14 protein-coding genes are annotated in these 19175 nt (G+C 62.4%); 9 read left to right on the plus strand and 5 right to left on the minus strand.

Going from position 1 to position 19175, the window contains the following annotated elements:
• The first annotated feature begins 178 nt into the window (after window positions 1–178).
• Genes B0G77_RS35865 through B0G77_RS44900 form a run of 3 tightly spaced genes read left to right on the plus strand, consistent with a single transcriptional unit; the run spans window position 179 to window position 3165 of the window.
• A complete protein-coding gene (locus tag B0G77_RS35865; RefSeq protein ID WP_133666491.1) occupies window positions 179–673 on the plus strand; it encodes a hypothetical protein in 495 nt (164 codons plus the stop codon).
• 3 nt (window positions 674–676) lie between these two features.
• Window positions 677–1363 (plus strand): C39 family peptidase, encoded by a 687-nt coding sequence (locus tag B0G77_RS35870; protein ID WP_133666492.1) that lies wholly within the window; start codon window positions 677–679, stop codon window positions 1361–1363.
• Between the two features lie 8 nt (window positions 1364–1371).
• Entirely contained in the window at window positions 1372–3165 is a 1794-nt protein-coding gene (locus B0G77_RS44900; protein ID WP_243751351.1) for a hypothetical protein, read from the plus strand.
• Window positions 3166–3215: 50 nt separating this feature from the next.
• Here B0G77_RS44900 and B0G77_RS35880 read toward each other — a convergent pair whose 3' ends face one another.
• Window positions 3216–4718, minus strand: a complete 1503-nt coding sequence (locus tag B0G77_RS35880; RefSeq protein ID WP_133666493.1) for an acetate kinase — start codon at window positions 4716–4718, stop codon at window positions 3216–3218.
• Window positions 4719–5336: 618 nt separating this feature from the next.
• On the opposite strand from B0G77_RS35880, the gene B0G77_RS35885 reads away from it, so the two are divergent.
• Window positions 5337–10178: an NAD-glutamate dehydrogenase gene (locus tag B0G77_RS35885; RefSeq protein WP_133666494.1), complete on the plus strand. Its 4842-nt coding sequence runs from the start codon at window positions 5337–5339 to the stop codon at window positions 10176–10178.
• A 182-nt stretch (window positions 10179–10360) separates the two neighbouring features.
• Window positions 10361–11425 (plus strand): selenide, water dikinase SelD, encoded by a 1065-nt coding sequence (gene selD / locus B0G77_RS35890; RefSeq protein ID WP_133666495.1) that lies wholly within the window; start codon window positions 10361–10363, stop codon window positions 11423–11425.
• Window positions 11426–11526: 101 nt separating this feature from the next.
• On the opposite strand, the gene B0G77_RS35895 is transcribed toward selD, so the two are convergent.
• Window positions 11527–12333, minus strand: coding sequence for a hypothetical protein (locus B0G77_RS35895; protein WP_133666496.1), 807 nt, complete (start codon window positions 12331–12333; stop codon window positions 11527–11529).
• Between the two features lie 188 nt (window positions 12334–12521).
• Here B0G77_RS35895 and B0G77_RS35900 point away from each other — a divergent pair, with 188 nt between their 5' ends.
• The gene (locus B0G77_RS35900; protein WP_133666497.1) at window positions 12522–12794 is read left to right on the plus strand and encodes a hypothetical protein; all 273 of its coding nucleotides are present in this window, start codon (window positions 12522–12524) and stop codon (window positions 12792–12794) included.
• A gap of 110 nt (window positions 12795–12904) precedes the next feature.
• On the opposite strand, the gene B0G77_RS35905 is transcribed toward B0G77_RS35900, so the two are convergent.
• Window positions 12905–13675 (minus strand): hypothetical protein, encoded by a 771-nt coding sequence (locus B0G77_RS35905; RefSeq protein WP_133666498.1) that lies wholly within the window; start codon window positions 13673–13675, stop codon window positions 12905–12907.
• A 425-nt stretch (window positions 13676–14100) separates the two neighbouring features.
• Between B0G77_RS35905 and B0G77_RS35910 the strand changes: the two genes are divergently transcribed.
• Window positions 14101–15177 (plus strand): purine nucleoside permease, encoded by a 1077-nt coding sequence (locus B0G77_RS35910; RefSeq protein ID WP_133666499.1) that lies wholly within the window; start codon window positions 14101–14103, stop codon window positions 15175–15177.
• Between the two features lie 208 nt (window positions 15178–15385).
• Here the strand turns inward: B0G77_RS35910 and B0G77_RS35915 are convergent, their stop codons facing one another.
• Both B0G77_RS35915 and B0G77_RS35920 read right to left on the minus strand, forming a co-directional pair.
• Window positions 15386–15700, minus strand: coding sequence for a DUF4148 domain-containing protein (locus B0G77_RS35915; protein ID WP_133666500.1), 315 nt, complete (start codon window positions 15698–15700; stop codon window positions 15386–15388).
• A gap of 161 nt (window positions 15701–15861) precedes the next feature.
• On the minus strand, window positions 15862–16866 hold the full coding sequence (locus B0G77_RS35920) for a LysR family transcriptional regulator (protein ID WP_133666501.1): 1005 nt from the start codon (window positions 16864–16866) through the stop codon (window positions 15862–15864).
• 173 nt (window positions 16867–17039) lie between these two features.
• Here B0G77_RS35920 and B0G77_RS35925 point away from each other — a divergent pair, with 173 nt between their 5' ends.
• Window positions 17040–17891: an alpha/beta hydrolase gene (locus B0G77_RS35925; RefSeq protein WP_133667023.1), complete on the plus strand. Its 852-nt coding sequence runs from the start codon at window positions 17040–17042 to the stop codon at window positions 17889–17891.
• Between the two features lie 46 nt (window positions 17892–17937).
• On the plus strand, window positions 17938–19167 hold the full coding sequence (locus B0G77_RS35930) for an efflux RND transporter periplasmic adaptor subunit (RefSeq protein ID WP_133666502.1): 1230 nt from the start codon (window positions 17938–17940) through the stop codon (window positions 19165–19167).
• Window positions 19168–19175: the final 8 nt, after the last annotated feature.

Consider the following 19175-nt stretch of genomic DNA (forward strand, 5'->3'; position numbering starts at 1 on the left):
GTGCGTGAATGCGGGGGAATCTGCCGTGGGGCGTATATCCAAAACGCCTCACGGCAATCGTCCCAACGTCAGGTGGACAACGTGGCCGGTGCACGGCGGGCAGCCCGCACGGCACAGGTCACAGATATCCGGTCTTCGTGCAGTCGCCGCTGACTGCACAGAGGCCAGGGAGACATCCATGCAAGCGCGAAAGAGCGTTTCGCTGCTGGTATTACCGGTCGTGATGGCGATGGCTGCCTTCTCCGCGCAGGCGGCGGATGGGTTGTCTTCACCCCAGCCGGCGGCGCAAGCCGCTGCGGCAGGTGACCGGCCGGCTGCATCCGCGGATACGTCTGTGTCCGTCGCGTCCGCGACCACTTCCACTGCAACAACAGGCACTCGCTCAACGACTTCCAGTGCCACGGCGTCCCAACCGGCTCAGCAGGACGGCTTCGGTGTAGCAATGACTTCCGAGCAACTGGACGCATATCGGGGCGGTGACGCGCTGGTTGGCCAGAACAACTTGACCGGTACGGTCTCCGACAACACGGCTTACAAGGTTTCAACCGGCTCGAACGCGATAACCGGGGGCTCGTTCGCGAGTTCAAGCGGTCTGCCGACGGTCATCCAGAATACCGGCGCCAACGTGCTCATCCAGAATGCGACTGTCCTGAACGTGCACTTTGGGGATTGAGTGATGAAATCCGTCGCTGTGTGCATCGCGCTCTCGTGCGGGGTCTTGATGTCGGCCGCGCTCGCGGATCCGATCGACATCGCCGATCCTTCTGGCGGGTACTACGCGTTGCACGTGACGAGCCTGAAAGAAGCCCGCTTCAAGCGGACCGTCAGGCAGCAGTACGACTTCAGTTGCGGCTCGGCTGCGTTGGCGACGCTGCTGACGTATCAATACGATTTTCCGGTCACCGAACAGCAGGCCTTCGCCGAAATGTTCGAGCACGGCGACCAGGAGAAGATTCGCAGGGAAGGTTTCTCTCTGCTCGATATCCGCAATTTTCTGACATCGCGAGGCTTCGAGGCTGACGGTTATGAGGTTCCGCTGGAAAAACTCGAGCAGACCCAAACGCCTGCGATCGTGCTGATCGTCGAACATGGCTATCACCACTTCGTCGTCGTCAAGGGGGTACGCGGTGGGCGGGTCCTGGTAGGCGATCCCGCCACCGGCACGCATGCCATGTCGAAGGAGAGTTTCGAGGAGAAGTGGCAAGACCGCGTGCTGTTCGTCATTCACAACCGACATGAACAGTCGAGGTTCAATGATCTGCGGGACTGGCATGTCGCGCCGGACGCCCCGCTGTATACGGGCATTCCACGCGAGGGTCTGTTCAGTGTGGTGGTTCCGAAACTCGGCCCAGGTGAATTCTGAGAGCGATGATGAGACCCGAACATCTAAAGCTCGCGAGCATCGTCACGATGGTATGCGGTGCCATGTCGTCCCTGGGTGCGGGCGCGGCGAGCAGCGAATCGCCGACCATCGCGACGGGACGGATCATACCGATGCGCAATCCAGCGCTGGACGCCGCTTCGAATATGACGGATGGCGTGGCGCAGGATACTGCACTGGTGACGTCAGGCGATGCGCCTGATGTAGTCGTGCAGGCGGACGATGCAGGCGTCGCCCCGGTGCCGGAAGCAGCGCCGGTTGCGCAGGGCAGTGCTGTGCCGGACGTCGTGTACACGGCACGCACGGCGGTGCTGTCGACACTGGACGTGGCGCCGGTAACGAGCGCTCTGCCTGATGCAGTGCGTGTACCGGACGTGTCGGTTGCATCGGCACAGGATGACGCGCCGGTAATGGGTGCGGTGCCTTATGCGGTGCGTGCGCCGGATGTGTCGGTCGCGTCGGCACAGGATGACGCGCCGGTAATGGGTGCGGTGCCTGATGCAGTGCGTGTGCCGGATGTGTCGGTCGCGTCGGCACAGAATGATGCTCCGGTGACGAGCGCTGTGTCTGATGCCGTGCATGTGCCGCACGTGCTGGTTGTTTCTACACAGGATGTTGCGCCCGCGATGGGTGCTGTGCCGAAGTTTGCGAGCATGCCGGACATGCCGGTTGCGTCGACACAGGATGTTGCGCCGGTGACGAGTGCCGTGCCTGACTCCGTTCTTGTGCCGAAAGTGCCAGCTGTATCGGCACAAGACGTTGCACTGGCGACGAATGCCGTCCCGGACGCCGCGCGTATGCCGACTGTGTCGGTAAAGGTTGTCGTCCCGGTGATGAGCGCTGTCCCGGTTTCCGCTCAGGTGGCTGAGGCGCAGGCTACATCGGCACAGCATGCCGCACGCGCAGAAAGCACCGCATCGGATGCCGTGGGTGTGGCGGATATACCAGTGGTGTCTGCGGCGGGACTCGCACCCATCACGGGAAGTGTTGCACCGGGCGCCGCCGTGCCCGGACCGGACACGCAGGTGGTTGCGTCGGCAAAGAACGTCGCGCGAGAGGCGCCTGGCGCCTCGCCTCACGTTGCACAAACGGTGAGCCCGATGGTCGCGCCCGCAAAGATTGCCATGCCAGCGATGGCAAACGCCAAACCGGACGTGGTGCGCCCAATGGGAGTCGCGGCTACCCCGTCAGCGAGTGACGGCCTGCTCGCACGTGCCGCGGCGCTGAACCTGAAGGTCTCCATGGATGTGCCCGTTCAGTCGGCGCAACGCGCGCCGTCGGCAGCCACCGGTCAGAAGGTCGAAGCGACCACCGACGGCAAGCCTGCGCGCGCAGCGCAAAAGCACGACGATGCCGACGCCTGGGCATCCGCCGACCTCGTAGCAGTCGACGAGTCCCGTCTGGACAACATGCGCGGCGGGTTCGACCTGCCGTCGGGTCTGGTCGTGTCATTCGGCATTTCACGCGTCGCTTTCGTCAACGGCAACCTCGTTTCGTCGACGAGCTTCAACATTCCGAACGTCGCCCAGATGACCCCGCAGCAGGCGCAGATGCTGGCCAGCGCCAATAGCGGAGCGCTCGTCCAGAACGGGCTAAACAACACCGTGCAGCCGGGCGCGTTGCCTGGGGTGACCGGAGCTGTTATTCAGAACACGTTGAGCAACCAGCAGATCCAGGCCCTCACGACAATCAACACGAGCGTTAATTCGCTCGCGGCGTTCAAGGCAATGAACATCGGTACGACGCTGAACAGCGCGCTGGCAGCCGCCGTGCGCCCCCGCTAGACAGATCGGGGTGGATGCCAGCCGCGCGGATCGCGAAACCTGGAGACCGCTCAGAAGGCAATCGGCACGCGCATCGTAAGGGTAACGTCTGGCGTGTCACGTGTCAGACCTGCGCCGATCGAGAAGTTGAGTGTGGTTTTCGGCGTCAGCCGGTATGAATAGCCAATCAGTAACGTGCCAAGAATGGTTCGCACCGAGCCGGTTACGGTCTCACCGTTCTGGCTGGTCGGCTGGATGATGCTCATGTCATAGCCGATACTGACCGACGCCTTCTCGTTCAGCGCAAGGCCCATCCCGATGTTGAATCCCCAGATGTCGCCCGGTTGAACCTTGCCGAGGTCCTGATGCACGCCGTCTATGAGCGTCAGACTCTCGTCTTTTCCGAAGCTGTGCAGATAGCTGAAGTTGCCGAAAAACACGACCGGGTCGGTCGGGAAGAGCCAGGTGAGACCCGGCTGGATCGCGAGGAACCCGGAGCCGGTCGGCTGGTGCAGCGGCAGGCCGGTTCCGGTCGTATTGGCGATACACCTCGTGACGCAATCGGTCGTCACGTCGAACGGACTCTTGCCGGTAGCGGTCTTGAAGCGCAGCCAGCCGACATAGTAGAACTTGTCGGGGCCGCCCTGGTTGAACTGATAGCGCATCGTCATTTCGACATCGCCGATGCCGTTGCCGTTGCTGCTGATCACGCTGTTCGAAGCGGCACCGGTGAAGATCTCGCGGGCTACGGTATCGTTGGTCTGATACACGTACGGCACGCGGACTTCAAACTCCAGCCGGTTCGTGATCCCGTAGCGAAGGGCAACGCCGCCTGTCAGCGTGGTCGTCTTGACCTGGCTCACATTGATAAGCCCGATCAGCAACGCAGGGATGATTGTGTACCCGACGAGCGAGAGCTGATTTTCCGACGAATACGCAAACTGGAAGTACGGTTCGACCACGAGCGTATGGCGTGGCGTAAGCACGCCAGGCTGGTCGAAGATCGGAGCGACCGCAGGCGGGCGCGTGTCCGCCACGGGCGCCTGGCCGACCGGTTGATTCTCTGCACCCGCAGCGGGTTGTTGAGCGTTGCTGCCGGCGTTCTGCGCATTCTGGGCCTGGTCTGCCGTGACGGCTTGCGCCGCTGCAGTCGCTCCGCCTGTTGCCGCCGCGCCGACCGGCAGTCCGTTGGCATCTTCTCCGCCCGTGGCTCGCTGCGTTTCGAGCCTGCCGGTATCCAGCGCACGGCTGATCCGCGCGATGCCCGCCTCTTCGTCGGCGAGCTTGCGCTTGAGGGCGTCGATTTCCTTCATGCGCTGGTTGAGTTCTGCGCGCAATGCGTTGACGTCAGCCTGGCTGGGCGGGTTGGCCTGGGGGGGCTGATTCGTCTGGGTGGCCTGGGTGGCCTGATCGGCCGGATTTGCCTGATCGGGCTGATTCGGCTGGTTGGGCAGACTGGCTTGCCTTGCCTGCTCGGCTTGCGTCTCGAGTGACTGTGCGTGGCCTTCGGCGCTGAACAGCAGTAACGCCGCGTAGCTGATGACACCGATGCGTCGGTATGGCACGCTCTTCATGGTTCTGTCTCCATGATAAGGCTTGCAGGTCCACCCCGGTTTTGGTTCGGCAGCGAGCCAGGGCTAGCGACTATGACGTCCAGTTGTCGGGCTCTGAGCTTGGACGAAAATTCATCACGGGTGCCTTGTTCCGGCAGCACGGTGAGTACTTGGCCATGCACATGGAGATGAGCGGAAGAATTGACCGCACTCCATGGAAAGTCTGTTCTTATGGTCCGCCAATCCACATCAACGCGGACCATAAAAGACTAGCGCATGCATGGCCTTAACGCTAATCAGTTGAACCCTGAGATGCGTTATTTCCGCAACAGCCAGACACCCATTTTTCAAAGTGATTGGGACTCCATCTGGTTTGACTTGAGAAAAACTCTGTGCGCCAGACCACATATGCGTGCTGTCACGTGCGCGTCATGTCGGCTGGCTGTCGGGCGAGTCCGGCGATTGCCATTTCGCACATGGATTTATCGATGAATACTCCGTTTGCTCATTCACGCGCCGCGTCCGCACACGAGAAAACGGCACTGCACCAATGTGCGGATGCACGGTGCTTTTGCACCCGAAGGGCGCATAATTCGTTTCTGACGATGCCATCGATAGTCACCCGCCGTGGAGGACATCATGCAAGCAAGGAACGAAGAATCAGTAGCCCATCTGCTTAACGATCTCGTCGAGTTTGCGCGAGGGCGATTGCCTGAACCGGCGTTTGCGATCGTCGAGCCGTTTCTGTTGCATTACTATGACTTTGTCGATGCAAGCGACCTGCAAAGCCGCAGCATCGCCGACCTGTACGGCGCCGGCATGGCGCACTGGCAGACCGCCCAGCGCTTTGTTCCAGGCAGCGAGCGGCTGCGGGTCTACAACCCGATTCTCGAACAGCACGGCTGGCATTCGGATCACACAGTCATCGAAATCGTGAATGACGACATGCCGTTTCTAGTCGATTCGGTCTCGATGGCCGTCAACCGGCTCGGGCTCGCGTTGCATTCCGTCGTGCACCCGGTGTTCCGGATCTGGCGCGGCAACGATGGCAGCATCGTGCGCGTCGGTCTGGGTGCCACGGACGCCGCCGATCCACACTCGCAACTGGCCTCCTTCATCCATTTCGAAGTCGACCGGTGCGGCGACGCTGCCAATCTCGAAGCCTTGCGCGGCGACATCGCGAAGATGCTCGGCGATGTGCGGGCGGCCGTCGAAGACTGGCCGAAGATCGTCGAGATCGCGCGCGACACCGTCAAGGAAATGAAGGCCCGTGAAAGCGGTGCCGATGGCGCCGAGGCGCGCGCTTTCGTCGAATGGATGGTGGCCGATCATTTCACGTTCCTTGGTCAGCGCGACTACGATCTGGTGCCGGTCGACGGCGGCTTCGGGCTGCGTGGCGTGCCCGGCACCGGCCTTGGCATCCTGCGCGAAACGCTGCGTGCGGCAAGCGCGGCGGAGATCGCCCCGTTGCCCGCCGCGGCCGCCGACATTATCGGCGCAGCATCGCCCATCTTCATCACCAAGGCGAATTCGCGCGCGACCGTGCACCGGCCGGGCTATCTCGACTACGTGGGCGTGAAGCGGGTGGGGCCGGACGGCAAGGTGAACGGCGAACGACGCTTTATCGGACTGTACACGTCGACCGCCTATTTCGGATCAACCGCGGATATTCCGATCATGCGCCGCAAGTGCGCGAATATTGTCAAACGCGCGGGATTTCTGCCAAAGGGGCATCTCGCGAAATCGCTCGTGACGGTACTCGAGACGTGGCCGCGCGACGAACTCTTCCAGACCGACGAAGAAGAGCTGTACGACGCCGCGCTCGGCGTCCTGCGTCTTCAGGAACATCAGCGCACGCGCCTTTTCGTGCGGCGCGACCGCTTCGGCCGGTTCGTGTCTTGCCTCACCTTCGTGCCACGCGAGAAGTACAACACCGATCTGCGCCGCCGCATCGCGAAGCTGCTGATGAGCGCGTTCAATGGGACGAGTGTCGAGTTCACGCCGCTGTTGTCGGAGTCGGCGCTCGCGCGGATTCATTTTGTGGTCCGCGCCGAGCCTGGCGCGATGCCGGACGTCGACACGCGCGAGCTCGAAGCGCGGCTCGTGCAGGTTACGCGCCGCTGGCAGGACGATCTGGCCGACGCGCTGCTTGAAACGTTTGGCGAGGAGCAGGGCAACGCTTTGCTGCAACGCTATGCCGATTCCTTTCCGGCGGGCTATCGCGACGACTATCCCGCACGCACGGCGGTGCGCGATATCGACCTGATCGAACGCCTGCAGGGCACCGAACGGCTCGCGATGAATCTGTATCGCCCGATCGAGGCGGGGCCGCGCGCATTCCGTTTCAAGGTCTATCGCGCGGGCGAGCCGATTGCCTTGTCGCGCAGCCTGCCGATGCTCGAACATCTGGGTGTGCGGGTCGACGAAGAGCGGCCGTATCTGATCGAAGCGCCGGGTGTGACGCCCGCATGGATTCACGATTTTGGGCTGGAGCTGGCCGACGATGTCGAATTCGATATCGAGCACGTGAAGGATCTGTTCGAAGACGCGTTCGAGCAGGTCTGGACGGGTGAAATCGAAAACGACGACTTCAACCGTCTCGTGCTGCGCGCGCAACTCGACGCACGCCAGGTGACGATCCTGCGCGCGTATGCAAAATATCTGCGTCAGGTAGGGTCGACCTTCAGCGACGCTTACATCGAGCGGGCGTTGACGGGCAATCCGGAGATCGCAAAGCGGCTGGTCGAACTGTTCGTGACACGCTTCGATCCGGTGCTGGGCGAGACGCGTGAGGCGCGGGTAGAGGAGTTGCTGAAAGCGATCGGCAGCGCGCTCGACCAGGTCCCGAATCTCGATGAAGACCGGATTCTTCGCCAGTTTCTGGGCGTGATCAATGCGACCCAGCGGACCAACTATTACCGGCACGATGTGCATGGTCACCCGAAACCGTATCTGTCGTTCAAGTTCGATCCGGCGGAGGTGCCGGGGCTGCCCGAACCGAAGCCGATGTTCGAGATCTGGGTGTATTCGCCGCGCGTCGAAGGGGTGCATCTGCGCGGCGGACGTGTTGCACGCGGCGGCTTGCGCTGGTCGGATCGTCGCGAGGATTTCCGCACTGAGGTGCTCGGCCTGATGAAGGCGCAGATGGTGAAGAACGTCGTCATCGTGCCGGTCGGCTCGAAAGGCGGCTTTGTCGTGAAAAATCCGCCGCCACCTTCCGATCGCGACCTGTGGCTGCGGGAAGGCGTCGCGTGCTATCAGACCTTTCTGCGCGGCCTGCTCGATGTGACCGACAACCGCGTGGGCGGCGCGATCGTGCCGCCGCCGGAAGTCGTGCGCCACGATCCGGACGATCCGTATCTGGTCGTCGCCGCCGATAAGGGCACGGCCACATTTTCCGACTACGCCAACGCGATTTCGCAAGAGTATGGTTTCTGGCTCGACGATGCGTTCGCCTCCGGTGGCTCGGTGGGCTACGACCACAAGAAAATGGCCATTACCGCGCGTGGCGCATGGGAGTCGGTGAAGCGGCATTTCCGTGAGATGGGCGTCGATACACAGACGATGAATTTCACGGTGGTCGGTGTCGGCGACATGTCGGGCGACGTGTTCGGTAACGGCATGCTGCTGTCGCCGCATATCTGCCTAGTCGCCGCGTTCGATCATCGGCATATCTTTCTCGATCCCACACCCAATCCGGCGACGAGCATTGTCGAACGCGGCCGGATTTTTGCGCTGGAGCGTTCGAGCTGGGCCGACTACGATACGTCGTTGATCTCGGCGGGCGGCGGTGTGTTTCCGCGTACGGCGAAGACGATCCCACTTTCGCCAGCCGTGCAGACGGCACTCGGTATCAATGCAGCCGCGCTCGCGCCGAACGAACTCATACGCGCGATCCTGATGGCGCCGGTCGATCTGCTCTACAACGGCGGCATTGGCACTTACGTGAAGGCGAATCACGAGACGCACGCGCAGGTGGGCGACAAGGCTAACGACGCGGTGCGCGTGAACGGCGCGGATCTGCGCTGCAAGGTGGTCGCCGAGGGCGGTAACCTCGGGCTCACGCAATACGGGCGCATCGAGTTCGCGCAGCGCGGGGGCCGTATCAATACCGATGCGATCGACAATTCCGCGGGCGTCGACTGTTCGGATCACGAGGTCAACATCAAGATACTGCTTGGTCTCGTCGTGGCGGACGGCGAAATGACCGAAAAGCAGCGCAACGCGCTGCTCGCGGAGATGACCGACGAAGTCGGCCTGCTCGTGCTGCAGGACAACTACTACCAGACGCAGGCACTTTCGATCGCAGGGCGCTACGGGGTCGAGATGCTCGATCCGGAAGCACGGTTGATGCGTTGGCTCGAACGCGCCGGGCGCCTGAATCGCGTGATCGAGTTTTTGCCGACCGATGAAGAAGTAGCCGAACGCCAGGCCGCCAGACAGGGTCTCACGACGCCGGAGCGTGCGGTGTTGCTGGCCTACAGCAAGATGTGGCTGTACGACGCGCTGCTCGAATCCGATATGCCGGAAGATCCGCTCGTCGCCGGCATGCTGGTCGAGTATTTTCCGAAGCCCCTGCAGAACCGGTTCAGCGCGCCGATGAAGCACCATCCGTTGAAACGCGAAATCCTGGCGACCTATCTGACCAATGCGCTCGTCAATCGTGTCGGTTGCGCGTTCGTGCATCGGCTGATGGAGGAGACCGATGCGCAGCCTGGCGAGATCGTGCGCGCGTGCGTCATGGCGCGTGATGTGTTCGAGCTCGACGACGTATGGCGCAAGATCGATGCGCTCGACAATCGCGTCGCCGACGATGTGCAGGCGCGCATGTTTGTCGATGTGACCCGTCTGCTGGAGCGCGCAGCGTTGTGGTTCATCCGGCAGTTCGAGTCCGGTGCGGTGCACGACGGTGGTGTGGTGGAGTTGCTCGAGCGGTGCCGCGATGCGGTCGAGCGCCTGACGCCGCAGTTGCCACAACTCCTGCCTGAGGCCGATATGGAGGCGCTGTCGGCACGGCAGCGCGAGCTGGTGGAAGCCGGTGTCGATAGCGAACTGGCGATGCGGGTCGCAGGCGGCGATATCTCGGCTGCGCTGCTTGACATCGCCGAAGTATCGGCCGCATCCAATACGAGCCTGGAACTCGTTGCCGGTGTGTACTTCGCACTGGGTACGCGGCTCAACTATGGCTGGATCGCCGAGCGCGCCATGGCGTTGCCGACGCCCACGCACTGGGACATGCTGGCGCGCGCGGCTTCGCTTGCGGAACTGGCGCGGCTCAAGCGGGCGCTTACGACCAGTGCGCTCGCGCACGCATCCGCGCACGACTTGCCGCAGACCCTCGTCGAGATATGGGAGGCGAAGCGCAAGGCGTCGCTGGAGCGATTCGCGCGCCTCTTCGCCGACCTGCGCGCGACTGGCGGCGCGAGCCTGTCGATGCTGCTTGTGATCGTGCGGGAAATGGCGGTGCTGGAGCGGGCGTAACGGGAGCGGGCGAAGTTTCACGCAGGTTCGCGCCGATGTATAACAGCATCGGCGCGACGCGGTGTTGCGCGCTGACTGTACGCATCGCGCGCGGATTGCCCATAATACGGGCTGACGCCATTTCGCACTGAATTTTGGCCCACCGGGTTTTGCCCCACCGTTTTTTTGCCCTTTAACCAGCCATGACTCAAAACACCTCATCGAGCACCGCAGTTCCGCGTCTTACGAGCCTCTCGCATGGCGGTGGGTGCGGCTGCAAGATAGCGCCTGGCGTGCTGTCCGATTTGCTGAAGCGCAGCGTGCCGTTACCTGCGTTTCCCGATCTACTGGTCGGCAGCGAGACCGCCGACGACGCGGCCGTCTATCGCCTGAACGACGAGCAGGCCATTGTCGCGACCACCGATTTCTTCATGCCGATCGTCGACGATCCCTACGATTTCGGCCGGATTGCCGCGACCAATGCACTGTCCGACGTGTACGCGATGGGCGGCAAGCCGATCCTCGCGCTGGCGCTGGTGGGCATGCCGATCAACGTACTGCCGCACGACGTGATCGCGGCGGTGCTGCGCGGCGGCGAAGACGTGTGCACGCAGGCCGGCATCCCGGTTGCGGGCGGCCATTCGATCGATTCCGTCGAACCGATCTACGGCCTTGCAGCGCTGGGCGTCGTGCATCCGCAGCGCGTGAAGCGCAACGCGGCGGCGCGTGCCGGTGATGTGCTCGTGCTCGGCAAGCCGCTGGGCGTCGGTGTGCTGTCGGCGGCGCTGAAGAAAGACCAGCTGGACGAGGCCGGCTACGCCGCGATGATCGCCACGACGACGAAGCTCAACCGTCCCGGCACGGGCCTCGCCGCGCTGCCGGGCGTGCATGCGTTGACCGACGTGACGGGCTTCGGCCTGCTCGGTCATACGCTGGAACTGGCCCGCGGGGCGGGCTTGAGCGCGCACCTGCGCTATGCGGATCTGCCATGGCTCGCGGGTGTGGAGGCGTTTGCGTCGGCGGGTGTCTTCACGGGCGCTTCGGGACGCAACTGGGCTTCGTATGGCGAGAGCGTGTCGCTCGGTCACGGCTTACCGGAAATCGCACGTCCGTTGCTGACCGATCCGCAGACGTCCGGCGGTTTGCTGGTTGCTTGCGCGCCCGATACGGTCGACGAGGTGCTGGCACTGTTCCATGCCGATGACTTCGATCGTGCGACGGTGATTGGCGAGATGCGTGACGGCGCGCCGCGAATCGTGGTGGGGTGAGATTCACGCGGGTTCGGGTTTCATTGCATGTCGAGTTCACTGACCGCACCTTCCTGCGTCGATGAAAGAAGCCTGTTGGCAGCTGGACCCGCTTCACAGGATCAGTGCGGAGCACGAGTGCGTGGGGCCCGGTTCAGGTTCTTGAGCCTCGCCTGATGATGTCTTGCGCTGAATCGTTTGAGCACGCTGGCGGCGTGCGGGTCTCCGAAATGAAACAGCGCGGTGCAGCGCACGCTTTCAGGCAGGCAAGGCCGGTTGGCATGCAACGATCGCATGCCCCAGAAGAAATAGATGTTCCCCGGCTGCATCGGAATGGCGCGCGCGGACAGCCAGCGCTGAACAAGCGGCAGGCGCCAGATCGCACGGCACAAAGCGTTCTCGACCACCGCCTTCTCGAGAACGTTGACTATCGCGTGACGGCGCACGCGACGCAGGTTCGGGTACAGGATGAGATCACCACGCGGTTCGTCTGCGCCGTCTGGAATGATGAGCGGCACGAGCGCCGTTACGACGTACGAATCGTAATGAAAAAGACCGGAGTGCTTGAGACCGATTGTTCCGGCCAGCACCCGGAGAGACGAGGTGACCTCGACGTCTGGGGCTGCACGCCGCATCGCGTGTTCCCACAATGAGGCGAGGATGTCATGGAACGCGGACGAGCGGGCCAGTTCAGCGAGCGGGCTCGCAACGATCCACTCGCGACCAGTCAGTCCGAAGTACTGGTTGTCGCGCTGGTGCAATTGGCACTTGATGTAGTCCCGTGCCTTGTCGAGCATCGCTGCTGGAATGACATCGCGCAGAACCGCAACGCCGGACGTGTCTAGTGTCTGGGCCAATCTGTTGATGTCAGCGGCGGGCAATGTGGGCAGTTCCGCACGACTGATGAGCTCGCAACCCAATTCTTGCATTACCGGCCCCCAATTCCATCGAGCGCGCGCAGATTCCTGCGTACCAGCGAATACTATTCCGGCATTCCGCAGACTTATGTGCCCCTTCTAACATACGATGATTGATCCCGCGAGGCGATCGCGGTCTATGTGGAAGCGGAGCATGACCGCCACGATGACGCCTGAGGGACAACGTTTATCCGGAGCAGGTGACCGGCACTGAGGTCAAGGCGCGCTACGACGCTATCGTCGCCTCGCTCGGCAAGGAAGAATATAAGCCGCGCACCATCACGGAAGCGGACGACGCGACCGCGAAAGCCGTGCTCGGGGCCTTGAAGTCCGGGACCACGTTTGATGCTCTCGCGCACCAGTGCAGCACGAATTGTTTGTTCAATCTTTTCGCGGCACGTCTGCCCGGCGTGTACTGTCCGCTAGAACGCAGTGCCTTTGAGATTGGACAGGCAACGCAGATCCAGGAATAATCTATTAGGATAACGATGCAGAAATTATCGATGACTGTTCGCCGTCTTGCCGTCGAACCTTTGACGTGACGTGGATAGCCGGACGCCCGGTCATCGAATTCCCGATTCGCTCACCGCCACATGCGATAGCTCACCATCGGTGCACGATAGGCATACACGCGTGGTGCGCCCCAGTAGGGGCTGTAAACCTGATACGGAACGGGTTGAGCGACGACTGTCTGGACCACGGGCGCCTCCACGTACTGGGGCTGGGTGTAGACAGGAATGTACTGGACAGGGGGCGGAGGCGGTGGTGCGTACGCCTGTTGCACGTACATCGGCTGGCTATCATCATCGAATGTGGGTGCCTGCACAAATTCGGGCGCCTGCTGATACTGCATCGGCGCCGCGGGCGCATACTGCGGCTGCTGGTACACCTGCCTGTATTGCGGCTGCGGTACCTGACGTTGCACGTACGGGCGCGGTTGGGGCTGGGCTTGGGGTTGCGGTCGCGGCGGGACTGTCGTGTAGTTCGGGTTGTCGTCGTCCGGAACACCCGGCGGCAGCGGAGGGACATCCACCCGGGCAACCTGCTGCTTCGCGGGTTGCCGTTGACCGTGGTTGTGCGAGTCAATCATGGCGTTGTAATCCGCCTGATCCTGCTTGCCGCGGTTGATGTAGCCGTTGCGATAAGCCCGGGCCACGTCGGACATCTTCGCGTTCGGATCTTCCTTCATGCCGTCTGCATTGACCTGATACTCGTCCGGACTGAGCGAGCCAGCCGGCACATCGTCGCTGCTATCCATGGCTTCAGGGACGCCAGCCCACGCGGGGTTAAATTGTAGCGATAGCGCCAGTGCCACCGCCGACAGCTTTACCCCTGAAAGCGTCTCTATTCTCATGATCCACCTCGCGGCCAATTAAGATTTTTGAAAGCCACAAACAAGATCTGGTACCCCGAACGATTGTTATTTTCTAGCATATTCCTTCGCAGTCGACAGGTTTTTTTTCTGGAAATAGGGTTTACCGCTCACATGGGAGATGGCTCCTTCAGGAGCCTCACGGCAGTCCCGCCAGCCTCGGTAACGACTTGCCGCACTTTTTGCTCGCGCACCCAGATTCATCGTTCCACATTCCTGACGGTGGAAGCAACGAGCGCTCGAGCGCGAAACTACCCCGACGGCAAGCACCTCCGCCAACACAGCGGGAGAAACAAAAAACGCCCATCACAACCTATACTCACCATCGACCGCGATAGAAGAACAGGGCGTATCGCAATAGAGCGCAAACACCAGCAACGCAGACAAAAAAGGAAAGGACAAACCGGATGTTGACCCGAACCTTAACGGCGCTGACAGCTTTGTCGCTGGCAGGATGCGCAGCCATGACAGCATCACAGCCGGGTGCCCAGAGCGCCGATGCCTTCGCCCAAACCGGCGAAACCGCGCCACACGCGCGTCACGTCAAAGTGATGATCGTCTCGATGTTCGCACCCGAGGGCCAGGTATGGCTCGACCACCTCGGCCCGTGGCAGGACATCCCGGTCGCGGGTCTCTCACCCGACTACCCGGCAGTCCACTGCAACAACCAGGACGTCTGTGTTGTCACAACCGGCATGGGCCATACGAACGCGGCCGCATCGATCATGGCGCTCGCATTCTCACCGCGTTTCGATCTGCGCGACACGTACTTCATGGTCGCCGGCATCGCCGGTATCGACCCGCTGCGCGGCACGATCGGCTCGGCAGCGTGGGCAAAATATCTGGTGGACTTCGGCATCCAGTGGGAAATCGACGCGCGGGAGAAGCCTTCGAAATGGCGCTCGGGCTACCTTGGCATCAACACAAAAAGCCCGACGGAGATGCCGCCGCTCGACTATCGAACCGAGGTCTTCCAGCTCAATCCGCAGCTTGCCGATGCGGCCTACGCGCTGTCGCGCAATCTGACGCTCTCCGACAATCCGCAGGCGCAAGCCGCTCGCGCGAAATACCGCTACGCGCCAGCGAACCAGCCGCCCACCGTTATCCAGTGCGACACGCTGGCAGGCGACACATGGTGGTCCGGCAAGGCACTCGGCGACCGGGCGCGTGAATGGACGAAAATCGTGACCGACGGCAAAGGTGTCTATTGCACGACGCAGCAGGAAGACAACGCGACCTACGAGGCCTTAAAGCGCGCGGCAGCCGCGCATCGCGTCGACCTGAACCGCATTGCCGTATTGCGCGCAGGCTCGGATTTCGACCGTCCGCATAACGGGCAGTCGAGTGTTGATAACCTGCTGAACTACCAGGCACAAGGCGGTTTCGCGCCGGCCATCGACAATCTGTATCGTGCCGGCAATCCACTCGTGCAGGACATCGTCACGCACTGGGACGAATGGCGCAGCGGTGTGCCGCGCCGTTGAATCGTCGCGTCAGCTTAGTGTTGCGCCGGCCGAAACGGCACCCATACGGGCGTGTCGGAATTCCAGTGATCGAGTTCCGAAGGATTGGCATTGCTCATGATTTACTCCACGAAAGTCATTGCCTGAACGGCATTGCATCCAGCCACCGACGCAGTGCAGTTTCAGAGAGTGCCGCGTGATCCTGCAACGAGGTCGCGCGGCGTCCTCGTTACTGGGCGGCCTGTTGTACCGAGCCGGCTACGCGCGTCGTGTCGCCGCCAGCCTGGACAGCCAGGCGTTCGGCCTGCGTGCGGCCGATGAGGCCTTGCTCGGGATAGCTGGTCTTGTTCAGCGAAGGCAGCGTGCCTTGACGGTACGAATCAGCAACTTCAGCGCGGACTTCCGCACGGGTTTTCGTGCTCGAACCTGCCCACCACTGATCGTTGTACGTGCCGGCATGGCCGATGCCGCCACCGCCGCCGGCAAAGGCCGGAGCGCTTGCGAGCAGCGACAGAACAAGACCTGCAACGAGATTGCGCTTCATGATTCACTCCTGTCGATTCGTTTGAGGCGCTGTCATCAGCGCTGCGACAGGGTGAAATGTAGGCTTCGGAGGGGTTGGGATAAATCCGGGTTTCGCGAAATGAATTGTCGCGATTCCAGAACAATCGCGGCAGAGGCCGCGATTGCCACACACCATGCGAATCAGGCGACCCACTCGGAGTCGACCGGCGTATCGAGCGCAGGCGCGGATTCGCGCTCTTCGAAAGTGCGCTTCGTGCAGGTCTTGTCGAGGCTGCCCCGGCCGCTCAGAAGCGGGCAGCGATCGAATACTTCCGCGATCCAGTCGACAAACGCCCGCACCTTCGACGACAGATGCCGGCTATGCGGATAGACCACCGAAATGGGCATCGGTAGCGGCCTCAGGTCGGGCAACACTTCAACCAGCTGGCCTGACCGAAGAAGCGGCAGCGCCATGAAAACCGGCGGCTGGATCAAGCCGAAACCCTCGACGCCGCACGTCAAGTAGGCATCCGCATCGTTCACCGAGATGAGGCCCTTCATCTTCACCTCGATTTCCTTGTCGTCGACCTTGAACGCCCAGTCGATGACGCGGCCGGTGCGGCTCGAGAAATAATTCACGGCCCGGTGATTCTCGAGGTCTTCGATCGTCTTCGGGGTGCCGTGTTTCTCCAGATACTCCGGTGCCGCGCACGACACGGCCTCGAACAATCCGATGCGTCGCGCGACCAGCGACGAATCCTGTAGCGCGCCAACCCGCACCACGCAGTCGACCCCTTCCTGCAGCAGGTCGACTGGCCGGTCAGTCAAGCCGAGTTGCAGATCGATGTCCGGATAGCGCGTGTGGAATTCGCACAGGGACGGAATGACGAGCAGCCGTCCGATCGAGCCGGGCATGTCGATGCGCAGCTTACCGTGCGGCTTCCGGTTGCCGAGCTGGAAGCTGGCCTCGGTTTCCTCGACATCCGCGAGGATGCGCACGCAACGCTCGTAATACGCCGCGCCGTCGGGTGTGAGCGACAGACGCCGCGTCGTGCGGTGCATGAGCCGCACGCCGAGAAACGCTTCGAGATTCTGGATGATCGTGGTGACGGACGCCCGCGGCATGTCGAGCGTTTCCGCCGCGCGCGTGAAGCTGTTGGTATCGACAACCCGTGTGAACACCTGCATGGCCTGAAGCCGATCCATGGCAAACCTCCGGATAGGGGCTGGCGCTGCTGGACTGGAATCGCTCAACCGAATAAGCCGATCGATTGTTCAGGGGCGCCGAATTGTGTTGCCGGATTATAGGCATTTATTTGCGAGTCTGCCGAACCCACAATTGGCACCATTCGAGTTTTACGCGCATTGCGCTGGCCCCTATGGATGCTTTCAAGCCGTCATACCCCTTCATCGCCGCCGATGGCGCGCCCGCACAGGCTGTGGCGACGCTTGCCGTGTCGGATGTGGAGATTGAAGGATATGCGCAGGACATCACGCTGCGCCTCTATCGACGGCCGAATAAAACCGCACTGCCGGTACTGCTTTATTTCCACGGCGGCGGTTTCGTGCGCGGTTCGGTCGACGAAGCCGATCCGGCCGCGCGTTATTTTGCAGAACACTTACCGGCGCTCGTCGTGTCGGTCGGCTATTCGCTCGCGCCGCAGTTTCCGTTTCCGGCCGCGCCGGAAGACGCGCATCGCGCCGCGCTCTGGGTTCAGACGCGGGCGCGGGCCTTCGGTGGCAACACGAAGCGGATCGGTGTCGCCGGCCATGATGCGGGCGGCCAGCTCGCGAACTGTCTGGCGTTCATCGCCCGCGATCGCGCCGACGTGCGGATCGACGCGCAGGCGCTCTTCGGCCCGATGCTCGACCCAAGCCTGACAAGGCTCGGCGACGAGAAACGTCTCGGCTCGGACATTACTGCAAGCGAGTGCGCGGCCTGCTATCGCGCGTACCTGCCGAAGGCCTCGCAACGGATACACCCGTACGCCGCACCGCTGGAATCGGCGCGGCTCGCGGGTCTGCCGGCGACGCTCATCATCACCGCGCAAAACGATGTGCTGCACGTCGAGGCGGAGAAATATGCCAGCAGCCTGATCGATGCCGGCGTGCCGACGCAGGTCGTCCGCTATCCGAGCGTGTCGCACTCGGCGCTCGCGGGACACACGGCGGCGCTGGAGGAGGCCGTCCGGTTTTTCCAGTCCCGCTTTGCCGCACGCACTCAACGCTAGTCGACTTCAAAAAACCAACTTTAACCAACGAATCCGGGAGTCTGTCATGTCCATGTTTCCTCTTTCTCGTTCACGTCTAACGATCGCGGTGGTCACCGTCATCGTGCTTGCCGGGCTGGGTACGCTCGGCGCGATCCGGGTGGATGCACGTGCGCCGGCGCAGTCGGCGCCGACTGTCGTGCCTGAAGTGGATGTCGCGACCGTCATCGAAAAGACGATCACCGACTGGCAAACCTATTCGGGCCGGCTCGAAGCGGTGGAGAAGGTCGACATTCGTCCGCAGGTGTCGGGCACGATCGTGTCGGTCAACTTCAAGGACGGCGCGCTGGTGAAGAAGGGCGATACGCTGTTCGTGATCGACCCGCGCCCGTATGCGGCGGAAGTCGATCGCGCCGACGCGCAGCTGGCGGCCGCGCAGGCGCGGATGGGCTACACGCAAAGCGACTGGGAGCGCGCGCAACGCCTGATCGGCGATAACGCGATCGCCAAGCGCGACTACGACGAGAAGCAGAATGCGGCCCGCGAAGCGAGCGCCAACCAGAAGGCCGCGCAGGCGGCGCTGGAAACCGCGAAGATCAACCTCGGCTACACGAAGATCGTAGCGCCGGTGTCGGGCCGCGTATCGCGCGCGGAATTCACGGTGGGCAACGTGGTGTCGGCGGGCGCGAGTGCGGCGCCGTTGACGACGCTCGTGTCCGTGTCGCCGATCTACGCATCGTTCGACGCCGATGAGCAGACGTATCTCCAGTACATCGGCCGCGCCAAGGATGGTCGGAAGGTGCCGGTCGACCTCGGCCTTGCCAACGAAAGCGGCTATTCGCGCAGCGGCTGGATCGACTCGGTGGACAACCGGCTCGACACGTCGTCGGGCACGATCCGCGTGCGGGCGCGCTTCGACAACGAGGACGGCGCGCTCGTGCCGGGTCTCTATGCGCGCATCAAGGTCGGCGGCAGCGCGCCGCATCCGGCGCTTCTGATCGATGACGCGGCTATCGGCACGGACCAGGACAAGAAGTTCGTGTTCGTGGTCGACAAGGACAACCATGTCGCTTATCGCGAAGTGCAGGTCGGTGGTCAACAGGGCAATCTGCGCGTCGTCGCGGACGGTCTGAAACCAGGCGATCGCATTGTCGTCAACGGTACGCAGCGTGTGCGTCCAGGTGCGGAAGTCCGCGCGCACATGGTGCCGATGACCGGCGACAGCAACCCGAACGGCGCACCGCTCGCCCAGACGCAGACGCCGGCGCGCGCGAAAGCAGCAGCGAAGAGCTCGTGAACCCCGTC

This window comes from Paraburkholderia sp. BL10I2N1, assembly GCF_004361815.1.
Taxonomy (GTDB): Bacteria; Pseudomonadota; Gammaproteobacteria; order Burkholderiales; family Burkholderiaceae; genus Paraburkholderia.

Bases quoted from the DNA above. Each gene is read 5' to 3' on its own strand.
- B0G77_RS35865 (WP_133666491.1), top strand. From the start codon at position 179: ATGCAAGCGCGAAAGAGCGTTTCGCTGCTGGTATTACCGGTCGTGATG.
- B0G77_RS35870 (WP_133666492.1), top strand. From the start codon at position 677: ATGAAATCCGTCGCTGTGTGCATCGCGCTCTCGTGCGGGGTCTTGATG.
- B0G77_RS44900 (WP_243751351.1), top strand. From the start codon at position 1,372: ATGAGACCCGAACATCTAAAGCTCGCGAGCATCGTCACGATGGTATGC.
- B0G77_RS35880 (WP_133666493.1), bottom strand. From the start codon at position 4,718: ATGAAGAGCGTGCCATACCGACGCATCGGTGTCATCAGCTACGCGGCG.
- B0G77_RS35885 (WP_133666494.1), top strand. From the start codon at position 5,337: ATGCAAGCAAGGAACGAAGAATCAGTAGCCCATCTGCTTAACGATCTC.
- selD (WP_133666495.1), top strand. From the start codon at position 10,361: ATGACTCAAAACACCTCATCGAGCACCGCAGTTCCGCGTCTTACGAGC.
- B0G77_RS35895 (WP_133666496.1), bottom strand. From the start codon at position 12,333: ATGCAAGAATTGGGTTGCGAGCTCATCAGTCGTGCGGAACTGCCCACA.
- B0G77_RS35905 (WP_133666498.1), bottom strand. From the start codon at position 13,675: ATGAGAATAGAGACGCTTTCAGGGGTAAAGCTGTCGGCGGTGGCACTG.
- B0G77_RS35910 (WP_133666499.1), top strand. From the start codon at position 14,101: ATGTTGACCCGAACCTTAACGGCGCTGACAGCTTTGTCGCTGGCAGGA.
- B0G77_RS35915 (WP_133666500.1), bottom strand. From the start codon at position 15,700: ATGAAGCGCAATCTCGTTGCAGGTCTTGTTCTGTCGCTGCTCGCAAGC.
- B0G77_RS35920 (WP_133666501.1), bottom strand. From the start codon at position 16,866: ATGGATCGGCTTCAGGCCATGCAGGTGTTCACACGGGTTGTCGATACC.
- B0G77_RS35925 (WP_133667023.1), top strand. From the start codon at position 17,040: ATGGATGCTTTCAAGCCGTCATACCCCTTCATCGCCGCCGATGGCGCG.
- B0G77_RS35930 (WP_133666502.1), top strand. From the start codon at position 17,938: ATGTCCATGTTTCCTCTTTCTCGTTCACGTCTAACGATCGCGGTGGTC.